Origin of the sequence: uncultured Tateyamaria sp., from assembly GCF_947504105.1 — a bacterium.
In the GTDB taxonomy this organism is placed as follows: Bacteria; Pseudomonadota; Alphaproteobacteria; order Rhodobacterales; family Rhodobacteraceae; genus Tateyamaria.
In genome coordinates this window covers 1-11,361 of record NZ_CANNGP010000021.1, presented here as the reverse complement: position 1 = coordinate 11,361, position 11,361 = coordinate 1, and the positions used below count along the sequence as shown (strand labels likewise).

16 protein-coding genes and 1 pseudogene are annotated in these 11,361 nt (G+C 58.7%); 6 read left to right on the top strand and 11 right to left on the bottom strand.

The window, feature by feature from the left end; all coding sequences use genetic code 11:
• Positions 1-42: 42 nt before the first annotated feature.
• A complete protein-coding gene (locus Q1A75_RS13485; protein WP_299551615.1) occupies positions 43-267 on the bottom strand; it encodes a DUF1150 family protein in 225 nt (74 codons plus the stop codon).
• Between the two features lie 3 nt (positions 268-270).
• Positions 271-681, bottom strand: coding sequence for an Hsp20 family protein (locus tag Q1A75_RS13480; RefSeq protein WP_299551618.1), 411 nt, complete (start codon positions 679-681; stop codon positions 271-273).
• A gap of 157 nt (positions 682-838) precedes the next feature.
• Between Q1A75_RS13480 and Q1A75_RS13475 the strand changes: the two genes are divergently transcribed.
• Positions 839-1,063 (top strand): DUF465 domain-containing protein, encoded by a 225-nt coding sequence (locus Q1A75_RS13475; protein WP_299210241.1) that lies wholly within the window; start codon positions 839-841, stop codon positions 1,061-1,063.
• Positions 1,064-1,066: 3 nt separating this feature from the next.
• Here the strand turns inward: Q1A75_RS13475 and Q1A75_RS13470 are convergent, their stop codons facing one another.
• On the bottom strand, positions 1,067-1,426 hold the full coding sequence (locus Q1A75_RS13470) for a hypothetical protein (protein ID WP_299551621.1): 360 nt from the start codon (positions 1,424-1,426) through the stop codon (positions 1,067-1,069).
• A gap of 136 nt (positions 1,427-1,562) precedes the next feature.
• Here Q1A75_RS13470 and purE point away from each other — a divergent pair, with 136 nt between their 5' ends.
• Positions 1,563-2,057: a 5-(carboxyamino)imidazole ribonucleotide mutase gene (gene purE / locus Q1A75_RS13465; RefSeq protein ID WP_299551624.1), complete on the top strand. Its 495-nt coding sequence runs from the start codon at positions 1,563-1,565 to the stop codon at positions 2,055-2,057.
• Positions 2,050-3,117 carry a 5-(carboxyamino)imidazole ribonucleotide synthase gene (locus Q1A75_RS13460; RefSeq protein WP_299551627.1) on the top strand — a complete coding sequence of 356 codons (1,068 nt, stop codon included), beginning with the start codon at positions 2,050-2,052 and terminating at the stop codon, positions 3,115-3,117. The genes purE and Q1A75_RS13460 overlap by 8 nt, the downstream gene beginning before the upstream one ends.
• Here the strand turns inward: Q1A75_RS13460 and Q1A75_RS13455 are convergent.
• Together Q1A75_RS13455 and Q1A75_RS13450 are read right to left on the bottom strand one after the other, a co-directional pair.
• Entirely contained in the window at positions 3,114-4,262 is a 1,149-nt protein-coding gene (locus tag Q1A75_RS13455; RefSeq protein WP_299551629.1) for an alpha-D-ribose 1-methylphosphonate 5-triphosphate diphosphatase, read from the bottom strand. The genes Q1A75_RS13460 and Q1A75_RS13455 overlap by 4 nt on opposite strands.
• The gene (locus Q1A75_RS13450) at positions 4,246-5,016 is read right to left on the bottom strand and encodes an alpha/beta fold hydrolase (RefSeq protein WP_299551652.1); all 771 of its coding nucleotides are present in this window, start codon (positions 5,014-5,016) and stop codon (positions 4,246-4,248) included. Before Q1A75_RS13450 ends, Q1A75_RS13455 begins: the two co-directional genes overlap by 17 nt.
• Before the next feature lie 70 nt (positions 5,017-5,086).
• Between Q1A75_RS13450 and Q1A75_RS13445 the strand changes: the two genes are divergently transcribed.
• A complete protein-coding gene (locus tag Q1A75_RS13445) occupies positions 5,087-5,530 on the top strand; it encodes an NUDIX hydrolase (protein WP_299551631.1) in 444 nt (147 codons plus the stop codon).
• On the opposite strand, the gene Q1A75_RS13440 is transcribed toward Q1A75_RS13445, so the two are convergent.
• Both Q1A75_RS13440 and Q1A75_RS13435 read right to left on the bottom strand, forming a co-directional pair.
• The gene (locus tag Q1A75_RS13440) at positions 5,496-6,344 is read right to left on the bottom strand and encodes a DMT family transporter (protein ID WP_299551634.1); all 849 of its coding nucleotides are present in this window, start codon (positions 6,342-6,344) and stop codon (positions 5,496-5,498) included. The genes Q1A75_RS13445 and Q1A75_RS13440 overlap by 35 nt on opposite strands.
• Before the next feature lie 4 nt (positions 6,345-6,348).
• Entirely contained in the window at positions 6,349-6,894 is a 546-nt protein-coding gene (locus Q1A75_RS13435) for an AAA family ATPase (RefSeq protein WP_299551637.1), read from the bottom strand.
• Positions 6,895-7,069: 175 nt separating this feature from the next.
• Here Q1A75_RS13435 and Q1A75_RS13430 point away from each other — a divergent pair, with 175 nt between their 5' ends.
• Complete coding sequence (locus Q1A75_RS13430) at positions 7,070-7,363, top strand: putative quinol monooxygenase (protein WP_299551640.1); 294 nt, start codon at positions 7,070-7,072, stop codon at positions 7,361-7,363.
• Positions 7,363-7,797: a MarR family transcriptional regulator gene (locus Q1A75_RS13425; RefSeq protein ID WP_299551643.1), complete on the top strand. Its 435-nt coding sequence runs from the start codon at positions 7,363-7,365 to the stop codon at positions 7,795-7,797. The genes Q1A75_RS13430 and Q1A75_RS13425 overlap by 1 nt, the downstream gene beginning before the upstream one ends.
• A 476-nt stretch (positions 7,798-8,273) precedes the next feature.
• Here the strand turns inward: Q1A75_RS13425 and Q1A75_RS13420 are convergent, their stop codons facing one another.
• The 4 genes and pseudogenes from Q1A75_RS13420 to Q1A75_RS13405 form a co-directional block, all read right to left on the bottom strand.
• Entirely contained in the window at positions 8,274-8,888 is a 615-nt protein-coding gene (locus Q1A75_RS13420; protein ID WP_299551646.1) for a hypothetical protein, read from the bottom strand.
• A gap of 591 nt (positions 8,889-9,479) precedes the next feature.
• Positions 9,480-10,554, bottom strand: a pseudogene (locus tag Q1A75_RS13415) (IS110 family transposase).
• A 98-nt stretch (positions 10,555-10,652) separates the two neighbouring features.
• Complete coding sequence (locus tag Q1A75_RS13410) at positions 10,653-11,003, bottom strand: hypothetical protein (protein WP_299551655.1); 351 nt, start codon at positions 11,001-11,003, stop codon at positions 10,653-10,655.
• Positions 10,937-11,233 carry a pyridoxamine 5'-phosphate oxidase family protein gene (locus Q1A75_RS13405; protein ID WP_299551658.1) on the bottom strand — a complete coding sequence of 99 codons (297 nt, stop codon included), beginning with the start codon at positions 11,231-11,233 and terminating at the stop codon, positions 10,937-10,939. The genes Q1A75_RS13410 and Q1A75_RS13405 overlap by 67 nt, the downstream gene beginning before the upstream one ends.
• Positions 11,234-11,361: the final 128 nt, after the last annotated feature.

Sequence of the window (11,361 nt, the reverse complement as noted above, 5' to 3'; positions counted from 1 at the left end):
TTCTGCATGTCCGGCCCAAAGCATCACGCCCAAGGCCAGACATCAGTGCAGAGGTTGGGGCGCGTAGTCGTGCTGACGCGCCAGCGCAAAGGCCAGTTTGCGGTCAGCGACCAAGGCCAATTGCTGCCCCTCTGCGTCGTGCACGGCGAAGAGCTGGTCCAGCCCTTCGGCCTGATCCTGTACCTCTTGCGACAGGGCATCGACGGCGATGGGTTTCACATACACCATCCGGCCCACATCGGCGTTCAAATCATAGGGTGTATTCATGACTTATCCTTTCCTGATGTTGATCGTTTGGACGATTGTTTCGGGTTTGGAGCGGGTCAGGTCGACGTGCAGCAGGCCGTTTTCGATGATGGCTTCACCCACTTCGACGCCATCAGCGAGCACGAAGCTGCGCTGAAATTGCCGTGCGGCGATGCCGCGGTGCAGGAAAACGCGATCTTCGGTGTCTTCGGCCTGGCGGCCCCGGATGACCAGTTGGCGGTCTTCCACGGTGATTGACAGGTCACCTTCCGCAAACCCGGCCACGGCCAGTGTGATGCGGTAAGAATAGTCAGAGGTCTGCTCGATATTGAACGGCGGGTAGCCTTCGGAACTTTTGGCAGTCCGCTCCAACAGCCGTTCAAGTTGCTCGAATCCCAACATATGCGGGTACGAGGCAAGGGTCATCTTCGTCATGCGACACGTCCTTTTGGTCAAGCGACAGTCTGTGGTCCGCCCCTGATGCGGCAACGGATAAGGTAAATATGGGCAGAAACCATGTTGGGAACAAGGTCTAGGCGCATCGCAGGGTTGTGATTATATTAAAGGTTCTGCAATTGCTTGGAATCGCATCATGAATGCTCCTTCTGATATCTCGATGAAGACCGACGAGGTATTGCGCGTTGAACTGGAAGTGTTCAAACGCGAGCATCGTGATTTGGACGAAGCCATTCATGCATTGCAGGAAAAGGCCACGGGCGATCAGCTGACCATTCAGCGCCTGAAAAAGAAAAAACTTAGGCTGAAGGACCAGATCGCGATTATCGAGGATCGCTTGACCCCTGATATCATCGCCTGATCCCTATTCGCTGCGCGTGAGGGTGCGCCAGCCTTCCTTGTCCACCGCCTTGAGCCGTGCCAGAGCGCGTTCGACGTCCGCGCGGATGGCGTCCTTGCTTTGATCCTTTACGCCTTCGATCTGAGTGACCAGTTTGTCGATTTCGGGCAGGTCTGTCTTGGTCGCCGCCGCAAGGGTTTGCTGTGCTTCAAATACCTTGCCCAGTTGCGTGCCATAGCTTGCCACATCGGTTTGGCTCCTGACCTCAATCTCGGCGCTGCCTGCGATGTCCGGGGAAAAGACGCGCGGCACGATTTCCTGTGTCACATCGCCGAAAAACGGGGCGCGGAACATGGGCGCCCAGACGTCAAAAGGGGTCATCATTTTGCAATCTCCTTGTCTCAATGCTGCCAGCCTTGCCGCAGCGCAGCATTGTGTCAAATGAAACCCGCTGTGCCGCCATTGCCCCGCGCCGTGATCTGGCTATAGTGCGCGCTTTCTGACCGCAGGGCGATTTGAGATGACAGACACCCCTTCCCCCGTTGGCATCATCATGGGCAGCCAGTCGGACTGGCCCACCATGCGCGAGGCCGCCGAAATGCTGGACGCGCTGGAGGTGCCGTATGAGGCGCGCATCGTGTCGGCCCACCGCACGCCGGATCGGCTGTGGGATTACGGCAAGACGGCTGTGGACCGGGGATTGAAGGTCATCATTGCAGGTGCGGGCGGTGCGGCGCATTTGCCGGGCATGATGGCGTCGAAGACCCGTGTGCCTGTCATTGGGGTGCCCGTGCAGACCAAGGCGCTGAGCGGGGTCGATAGCCTGTATTCCATTCTGCAGATGCCGCGCGGTTTTCCCGTGGCGACGATGGCAATCGGTGCGGCAGGTGCCGCCAATGCGGGTCTGATGGCGGCTGGCATTCTGGCCATGTCGGACCCGGCCTTGGCCGAGAGGCTGGAGGCATGGCGCGACGCCCTGTCCGCTTCGATCCCAGAAGTGCCAAGCGATGACTGAGCCACTGGCGCCGGGATCAACCATTGGAATTCTGGGCGGTGGCCAGTTGGGTCGCATGCTGTCAGTTGCCGCAAGCCGTTTAGGCTTTCGCACGCATATCTTTGACCCGTCCGCCCAGCCTCCAGCGGGTGATGTCGCCCATATGGTGACCACGGCGCCTTATGAAGACAACGACGCCCTTTATTCCTTTGCCACGACAGTTGACGCTGTCACCTACGAGTTCGAAAACATCCCCACATTGACGCTGGATGCCCTTGAGGATCACGTGCCGATCCGTCCGGGCCGCCAGGCGCTCCGGGTGAGCCAGGACCGGTTGGTTGAAAAGGAATTCCTGACCAATCTGGGTCTGAAGACAGCGCCTTTTGCCGACGTGCCGGATATGGCGGCCCTTGCTGCGGCCCTGCCCGACATTGGCACGCCCGCGATCCTGAAGACCCGTCGCTTTGGCTATGACGGCAAGGGGCAGGCCCGCATCATGGATTCTGACGGGGCCGGGGCCGCCCTGGCCGGGATGAACGGCGCGCCTGCGGTCTTGGAAGGTTTTGTTGATTTCAGCCACGAGGTGTCCGTCATCGCGGCCCGTGGGTTGGACGGGGCCGTTGCCTGTTTCGATCCGGGCGAGAACGTGCACAAGGATGGCATCCTGCATACCACCATCGTCCCTGCCCGTCTGAGCGCCAGCCAGCGCACTGATGCGGTCTTACTCGCCGCCAATATCCTCAATGCTCTCGATTATGTGGGAGTGCTGGGTGTTGAGTTGTTTGTCACGCCACAGGGGTTGATCGTGAATGAGATCGCGCCGCGCGTGCACAACTCGGGTCACTGGACCCAGAACGGGTGCGTTGTGGACCAGTTCGAGCAGCATATCCGCGCCATTGCGGGCTGGCCGCTTGGCGACGGACAGCGTCATTCAGATGTGGTTATGGAAAACCTGATCGGTGATGATGTTGACCGTGTTCCGGCACTGGCTGCCGAGGCGGGCACCGCCGTGCACCTTTATGGCAAGGCCGAGGCCCGTCCGGGCCGCAAGATGGGCCATGTAAACCGGGTGGTCGGCTAGGCCGCTGCCACGAAGCGTTGCGCGATATCACCGGACATGTAGCTGACCCGCCCGCCTGAGAGTGTGGCGGCCACCCGGTCCGTTTCATCCAGGATCACGATATCCGCCCGTTTGCCCGGCGCGAGCGTGCCGCGATCCGTCAGGCCCAACACTTTCGCAGGGCCGGATGACACAAGCGCCCATGCAGCGGCCAAATCCATCAGCCCGCTTTTGGCCAGCATGAGTGCTGCGCGGCGCGGCGATGGGTAGTGGTAGTCGGATGCGATCGCGTCACAAAGCCCCATGGTGATCAGGTCCAGAGCGGAGGCGTTACCTTTGTGCGACCCGCCCCGAACGACATTGGGTGATCCCAGCACGACGAGGTCGCCTGCCGTGTGTGCGGCCTCTGCCGCCTCTGCTGTTTCAGGGAACTCGGCAACGGTTGCCCCACGCGCGCGCCATTCGGCGCGCTGACCACCGGTAGTGTCGTCGTGACTGCCGATTTGCACGCCTTGTTGTCGAAGCTGCGTGCACAGCGCATCAAGCGCCTCGGGCACCTCGTCCCCGCGCGCATGCAGGTCCAACAGCATCTGGAAATGGACATCCGGGTTCCGCCCCGCCTTGAGCGCCTGCCCGGTCAGGCGCGGTGGTTTGCGCCCTTCCGCCAAACGGTCATGCGGCAGATGGTCGTTGAACACGACATAGCCCACCTGCCAGTCTGAAATGCGCTGAGGCAGCTCTGCATAAAGTTCCAGCATATGGGTTTCGAACCGCAATTGCGGGCGCAAGTCTGTTACAATGTCGCCACGTGTGGCGATCATCGCGTTGAACACCTGATCGGCAAAGTCGAGGCTGCGCAGCCCGCCTTCCCAGCTGATGAACTGGGCCATGACGGCGGTGGTTATACCGTTGGCCGCAATCTCGGCCTCGGCGGCCACGATCCCTTCGTTCATCTGTTTCATCGCGCCCCGGCGCGGGGCCATGTGCCGCTCGAACCCGTCTCCATGCACGTCGACGATACCGGGCAGGATGCGATAACCACTCAGGTCAACGGACCGGCCCGTAGGCGCATCGACCACAACGCCATCAGCCATCGACAGGCGGATGGTTTCCAGTCCGGAAGGCTGCAGAACCGCACCGCCAACCAGATCAATTTTCAGCATCATCGCTTCCTTGCAGGCAACCCCCGTCCGGACATCCCAATTGTTCCAGCACGGCATCAATCCAGCGCAGTTCGCGGTCAAAGGCGCCATTGTCAAGAAAGGTCAGCACCTGCGCGATGACATTCGGGTTGTTCATCATGAAGGTGTGGGTGACAGGCAGCACGATGTGATCGGCCATACCCGCCACCGGGGTGGCCAGCACCGACACCTTGCCATCATCCCGCCCCGGCAGGAGCGACGAGAAATACGGATTAAGGGATTGTTCCCCAGCGATAATGCCCACCGGGTACGTGACGGCGGGCAAGCTGCGCGGCAGGCTGTCATCACCCGTGCCAAGTTGCCGACCTGCGGGGCCGTTGAACCAGCCGAAAGCCTCAAGGTCACCAAGCTCATCCACCACTTCGCTGCCACGGTTGGGCGGGGCCAGCATCACCACACGGCCCAGATTGGCGGGCACGCCATGGTTGGCAAACCAATAGCGCACAAGAATGCCCCCCATGGAGTGCGTGACGAAATGCACCGTTTCGGCACCGCAGCTTTCGATGGCACGGGGCACAACGTCACGTGCCAGCGTCTCAACCGTTTCGTTGGTGGACGGATAGCCTGGGCGTACAACGCGGTAGCCATCCGTAAGCAGCGCCCGTTGCAGCACCAGAAGCGATGCCTCGGTCCGCGCGAGGCCATGCAACAGCACCACGCAGTCGGCGCGGGCGCCGGTCGACAAGAGAGTCAGAACAAGGGCAACGATCCATTTCATACCCTTGAGATAACCCCATGCACGGGCATATGGAATAATAACGCGTCGTTGCCGCTGGAAAGGTTTGTTCATGCGTCCGAAATCACCCCGCATTGCCGTCCGAGCCATTATTGTCGAGGACGGGCGCCTGTTGATCGTCAATGCATGGCATAAGGATCAAAGCCCTCTGATGTGCGCACCGGGTGGCGGGGCCGAATTGCACAGCAGCCTGACCGACAATCTTGCCCGCGAAGTCCATGAAGAAACGGGCCTGCAGGTGACCGTGGGCGCACCCTGTCTGGTGAACGAGTTCCACGACCCTGACGGGCACTATCATCAGGTGGATGTGTATTTCCGATGCGAGGTCGTACCGGGGTCACCCCGTCCAACAACGTGGACGGACACTGACGCACTGGTGACCGAACGGCGCTGGGTGACGAAAGAGGAGCTGGCGCACAAGCCTGACAGCCTTGCCGATGTGGCCTTTGGTTCAGGCGGGATCAGCTATGATCCTCTTGAACCCTTGGTGCGATGACTGCGACGGCTATGCCCCCCACAACCAGAGCCGCTGACATAGCCAACGCCAGTGACAGCGCTTCGCCCAACAGCATTGCGCCACCCGCGATGGCAAGGACCGGTACGCTCAGCTGCACCACCGCCGCCGTCTGCCCCTGAAGTTGCGGCAGAACCGTATACCACAGCGCGGAACCAAGCCCGGACGTGACCGCACCCGACAGAATGGCGAGCGCGATGCCGGATGGGGCCGCGTGCAGGCCCGTTCCCACCAGCAAAACAGCCAGAAGAGGCGCAGCCACAACAAAATTAGCCGCTGTCGCCGACAGTGGGTCCCGCGTGCCCTTGCCCGCGAGCGTGTAAGCCGCCCAGCCCAGTCCCGCGATGACCATCAAAAGGGCACCGATCATGTCCCCGCCCGCACCATCGCTTGGCCAAAGCGCAATTAGCAGCCCGGCAAAGGCAATTCCTGCGCCGGTGACCTGCCGCGTCGTTGGCCGTGCGCCGCGCAATGCCGACCACCCGAACATACTGACCTGCACCGTCCCGAACAGGATCAGCGCGCCAAGGCCCGCGTCCAGCGTCACATAGGCTAGCGAGAACCCGATCATGTAAGCGGCAAGGCTAAGCGCGCCAACGACGCGACCACGTTCGAACAGCGGCAGCCCGCCGCCTCGCACCGTCAGGATCATGCAAAGCGCCACCGCACCCGCCAGCACGCGGATCATGGCAAAGCTGGATGGATCGATCGCGCCGCTGTCGATAGCCATACGGTTCAGGACCGAATTGGCGGCAAAGGCAATCATGGTGAGACAAGTCAGAAGGATCAGGCGCATGGTATCAGCGATGTGGAATACCAAGGTTACCAATGGCAAGCGCCGTTTGAAGGTTTGACAGAAAATTGTGCACGTCGCGCAGCGAGGTGAAATGGTATTTAACCTTGTCAGGGTCAGCACCGTCATAAAGCCCGCGCATCTTTGCGCGCGATGTATGCCGCGTCCGCCAAATATAGGACAGGAATTCGAGATCAATCTGTTCGGGGCAGCCGTCGGGCAGATCGGGACGGGTTCGACCGCGATCACGTAAAGAACGCCGCAAAACGCGGCGCAAGCGCAGAACCACGGGCAGATCGAGCCAGATCAGTGTATCAGCGCGGGCGAGGCGTTCAAGCCAGGTGGCACTGTGCCCGCCTTCAAAAACCCACGCAGGTTGTTCGATCACGTCGAGGGTCATGCGCGTCTTTTCGGCCCAGTCGCGTTCCACCCAGCCCGATTTCCAGTGGATATGGTCGATGTGGAATACGGGCAGAAAAGTCATGTCTCCCAGTTGAAGCGCGAGGGTCGATTTGCCCGATCCGGGCTGTCCGATGATCATCACGCGCTGCATGACGCAACCGTGGCGCAAGGTGGGCGAGCGCGCAATGGCGATATCGGGATGTGAGAACGCGGGCGCTGGATCGCGCTGATAGCTTGATACATTCCAAGACCCCGACAATTGCACCCTTGCGCTCGGGGAGTAAGCCTCCACATAGTTACCATGCTAACTATGTGGGGGCTTCGCCATGCCTGAACTCAGCGTTTTCGCCATCATCCGTCCCAAACCCGAACATAGGGCGGATGCACTTGCTGCCATCGAGGGTATTCTTACAGCCACGCGGGCAGAAGCGGGATGCCACCGCTTTGAACTGAATGTCGACGCGGAAGACGGCAGCGCGCTTTACCTGGTCGAACACTGGGCAGACGATGCGGCCCTCGAGGCGCATTATGAAATGGACTACATAAAAACGGTCTTTGCCGCCTATCAGGAATGGCTGGCCGAACCCATAGACATTGTACGGATGCGGCGACACGCCTGATGTTCTTTCTCAAAGAGCTGCCCAGCAGCGAGATGATCGCCAGCGTAACCGCCGACGTTCCAGACGTTGACCCCGAGCACGTGCAGACTGTGCTGGAGCGGCTGCGCAGTGCAAGTGTTCTGCTGCGTGATATCGAAGCGTTTCTGCGCACCCATGCCCTGTCACAAACGCAGTTTCTGGCGTTGATGATGATCGCGCGGGAGCCAGAGCGTAACAGCCTGTCTGCGGTAGAGATTTCGAAGCGACTGGACGTGTCCAAGCCGGTGCTTAGCAAGACGATTGGCAGCCTGATGGACAAGGGCCTGCTTGCCCCCGCCAAGGAGCAACCGGTTGACCAACGCCAGAAGCAGCTGAGCCTGACAGAAAAAGGTCAGAGCGTTTTTACCAACGTACTACCCGGTTACTTCGCACTTCTGGGCGGTGCAGCAATGTAAGATGCGTCATAGCCCTAGCGTCATTCGGAGAACGTAGCTTCTCATCATCTTTCTTCAAAGGACAACGGCCATCGCCTCATTGTCTTGGTGCAAGTCAGTACCCTCATTGCATCATACGATCCACATCAGGCATTGCAGGCGCGGTCCCAGATGGGCTTTTGGCCACGATATCTTCGGTGAGACCAGCCGCAACGCATCCGTGGCCGCATCTTGCATACGACCAAACATCCTCTGCAAGCCTATTTTGAACTATACTGAGCGTCGCACAAACATCCGAAAAGAGTAAATGCACTACCGCTCTACCATCTATCGTGATCCGCATTCAGACGATATTTATGCCGAACTATGTCCCCGTCCGCGAAGCTCATGATGTTCTGTTTCAGGCTGAACGCATTCTTGTCGTTGGCAGCTCCGGAGGCGGCAAGACAATGCTGTCACTCAGTATCGCGGAAGCGAGGCGCACTGCGCGCCGGGTCTCAGAAAATGGCGCTGTATTCAGTATAAAACGCATCCCAATTGTTGCCACCCCAACCAGACAGACCTCCGCCCCAGGCGCCACCGTTATCCCATGTCTCTTCCCCGGGAGACCACCACGTATCACTGATGGGCAAAACCTCAACGATAGGAGGAGGAGAGGGCGCCCGGTCTGGAGCAGGCCAGTTTGCCGCTTCCAGCAGGAGGTCATCATAGTAGCCTTCATTGCGGCTATCCAATATCTCTCCCGCGATTTCAAGCCGATCAATATAGGTGATTTCATCCTGCTTGATCAGTCTGTCGATGTCATCCTGCACGTTTGGATCATTCGCCACCCGCTCTCCTAGTCTCAGCAAAAAGTTCAGCTCGCCCTCGGTCACGACCAGCGGCGCGAGTTCGTTCAAAGTGGGCAGATCATCGTTTGGCAGCTGTGCCGGGTCCAGACGAAATGTGTTGCCAGAACCAGTGTCCGAAAGCGATGGAGCACTGGAAAGTTCACCGTTGTTTACCGGGAAAACGGGTGATGCGCCGGTGAACATCCACCCCCCCGGAGGTTGAAGATTTGAATCCTCGAAGATAAAGCCGTCTGCTCGGCCTGCATATTCGTTGAGTTCCATGTTGCAATCTCCAAATGTGCTTTGAATGACGAAGGCAGGTCCCGTCCAAAAGTGACATCGCGCCCTGCAGTCAAACGGTAAGGCGCATACTAAATTCAGGTCAAACGAACCCACGTGAGGTGGGTGGAATATGGCCGATACGGTCAGGATTTCTTGCAGAGGGGTGTCAGATTCCACATTTGCGCACGTACTGCGCCCACAGCAAAGCGACCGCTCTCATAAAGCCAAGGGCACCTGTCAGCACCAGAGCAGCAACGCGTGTCAATGCGGCGAATGTCTGAAAGGCCCACCAAATAAATCCTTTGGACATCACAATGCTGCGCATCCTTGCCAATGCTTGCTTCTCTAATTGGGGGTTTTGGTCAAGCTCGTTTTCCTTCTTTGTTTGGGACCGTCGTCGCTCATCCGGGTCACGCTTCTCTCCGCAGTCTGGGTGATGCCTAGTGGGACATCGCTGCATGCATGTGTCGGATTGGCAGTGGAGAGCCTCGCTTTGGGACGCGCTTGATGGCGCAGCAGACATTTTCGGCTTTGTCCACGAACCTCGTCCGGTGAGGACGATCCCGTTCAGATTGGTGCTGGGCGTTTAGATCATACCGTGCCCTCCTCCTTCTCTGAACGGAACTCCGTGCCATCCGCCCACATACGGTGCAGCAGGACGGCCAGCTTGCGCGCAACAGCCACAACGGCGCGGCGACGCCCTTTGGTACGCATCAAGCGCATGCCCCCTCTCGGCAGATTGCTACGCAATCGCCTGTCGGGCAGAGCATGACTTGATCTGAGAGCCCGCCATCGTCCGCATGAGCAAGGCGTTCGCGGCGGCATAGAGCGTCGACCGTACGTCTCGATCCCCGGCTTTCGATATGCGACCTGGGTTGTCCTGTTCACCAGACTGGTATCTTCTAGGTGTAAGGCCAAAGTGGGCTGCCACGGTGCGAGACCTTTTGAACCGCGCGGGATCGTCCACGGCAGCCTTGAAGGTCAAAGCAGCAATCGGGCCCACGCCGGGGACTGTCATCATGCGCATGCAGACATCGTCCTGACGGGCAGCGTGCTTGACCCGCCGATCGAGCTCAAGAAAGTGCTTGTACACAACCAACCGGGCGTCGAGCAGCGGTAGCATGGCATGTGCGAGAACCTCGTCGATCTCAACCATCGGCCGGACGACGTCATCAAAGCTGCCATGCTGCACTGTCTTCGGCAGCCGTATGCCAAATATCTTCAACAGGCCACGCACTTCGTTGGCCAAATCAATGGTTTTGCTCAGCAAAGCCTTCCGTGTGCTCAAAAGAGCTCTGACTCCATGCGCTTCACGGCTCTTCATATGCACCGGGCTGAACCAACCCGTTCGAAGGATCTGCGCAATTCCGCGTGCATCGTTGCGGTCCGTTTTATTGCGCATCGCTGACAAGGCAGCATTGACCTGGCGCGCTTCCATGCAAACCACGTCGAAGCCTTCGGCCTTCAAGCCGTAGAACAAATGCTGGCTTAACGTGCCGGACTCAAAACCAACGCGCTCAATCGGAACGCGAAGTGCAATCAGACACCCGGCGATCTCCTCAATCTCACAAGGCAGCTCACGCTCATGCACAACCGCGCCCTTGCTGTCGATAATACAGATCGCGCAGGACCGCAGCGATACATCCAAGCCCGCAAAATACTCCATTCGAAATCTCCCATGCTCACAGATCTCCTGTGATCCTATCGGGAACTCGACCTCTGATCAGGGTCAGCCCAATTACGCATGCTCAGGGCCGACAGTGATCACTCGTCGTACAATCGGTTCTCTTCGTTGTTACTCAAATGGGCGCCCATTTCGTCGCAGCCTACCTCAAGCTTGCAGTGCGCAATCAAAGCTTCTGCATAGGTAGGTAGATTTTTCGACATGGGGTGCTCATCAGACTGCCAAAGCCTCGAGCGGATTATTGACTTCCCGCAGTGATAAAATGCTTCTTCAACATGGGTAAGAATGGCAAAATCGGGCATCCGGCCGTTGATCTCGCAGACCTTGCGCACGGGCGTGTCTCGGATCACTTGAGCGCGCCCATTCACACGAACCACCTCATTGCGGTGCGGCACGAGAAAAACCAACCCGATGCGGCCTGTTTCCTTGATGTTTTGGAACCCATCGTACCGATGGTTGCCCGGCCGGTCGGGGATGGCGAGCGTCTTGTCATCCAGAATTTTTGCAAACCCGCAGGATCACCTTTAGGAGAGACATCCATGTTTCTGTCAGCATCCACCGTGGCCACGGTAAGATAGGTGCTGCGTTCAATCCAAGCGCGGATATGTCGGTCAATTCTATCGATAAACTTCGAAGTTTGACTGACATAGGGACAACGCATATCCCGAAATACATCGTCGATGGAGGTAACCACGTCTGTGGGTTGGTACATTAGGCTCAGGACTCATAACCAGTAAGTAACGATTGCGGCGAGTGCGATTGCTGAGAGGAAGACCTTTGGGCATCTGT

What these genes read in the sequence shown, in the direction of transcription:
- Q1A75_RS13475 (WP_299210241.1), top strand. Translation starts at nt 839, where the DNA reads ATGAATGCTCCTTCTGATATCTCGATGAAGACCGACGAGGTATTGCGC.
- Q1A75_RS13460 (WP_299551627.1), top strand. Translation starts at nt 2,050, where the DNA reads ATGACTGAGCCACTGGCGCCGGGATCAACCATTGGAATTCTGGGCGGT.
- Q1A75_RS13455 (WP_299551629.1), bottom strand. Translation starts at nt 4,262, where the DNA reads ATGATGCTGAAAATTGATCTGGTTGGCGGTGCGGTTCTGCAGCCTTCC.
- Q1A75_RS13435 (WP_299551637.1), bottom strand. Translation starts at nt 6,894, where the DNA reads ATGCAGCGCGTGATGATCATCGGACAGCCCGGATCGGGCAAATCGACC.
- Q1A75_RS13425 (WP_299551643.1), top strand. Translation starts at nt 7,363, where the DNA reads ATGTTCTTTCTCAAAGAGCTGCCCAGCAGCGAGATGATCGCCAGCGTA.
- Q1A75_RS13470 (WP_299551621.1), bottom strand. Translation starts at nt 1,426, where the DNA reads ATGATGACCCCTTTTGACGTCTGGGCGCCCATGTTCCGCGCCCCGTTT.
- Q1A75_RS13440 (WP_299551634.1), bottom strand. Translation starts at nt 6,344, where the DNA reads ATGCGCCTGATCCTTCTGACTTGTCTCACCATGATTGCCTTTGCCGCC.
- Q1A75_RS13445 (WP_299551631.1), top strand. Translation starts at nt 5,087, where the DNA reads ATGCGTCCGAAATCACCCCGCATTGCCGTCCGAGCCATTATTGTCGAG.
- Q1A75_RS13405 (WP_299551658.1), bottom strand. Translation starts at nt 11,233, where the DNA reads ATGCGTTGTCCCTATGTCAGTCAAACTTCGAAGTTTATCGATAGAATT.
- Q1A75_RS13420 (WP_299551646.1), bottom strand. Translation starts at nt 8,888, where the DNA reads ATGGAACTCAACGAATATGCAGGCCGAGCAGACGGCTTTATCTTCGAG.
- Q1A75_RS13480 (WP_299551618.1), bottom strand. Translation starts at nt 681, where the DNA reads ATGACGAAGATGACCCTTGCCTCGTACCCGCATATGTTGGGATTCGAG.
- purE (WP_299551624.1), top strand. Translation starts at nt 1,563, where the DNA reads ATGACAGACACCCCTTCCCCCGTTGGCATCATCATGGGCAGCCAGTCG.
- Q1A75_RS13450 (WP_299551652.1), bottom strand. Translation starts at nt 5,016, where the DNA reads ATGAAATGGATCGTTGCCCTTGTTCTGACTCTCTTGTCGACCGGCGCC.
- Q1A75_RS13430 (WP_299551640.1), top strand. Translation starts at nt 7,070, where the DNA reads ATGCCTGAACTCAGCGTTTTCGCCATCATCCGTCCCAAACCCGAACAT.
- Q1A75_RS13485 (WP_299551615.1), bottom strand. Translation starts at nt 267, where the DNA reads ATGAATACACCCTATGATTTGAACGCCGATGTGGGCCGGATGGTGTAT.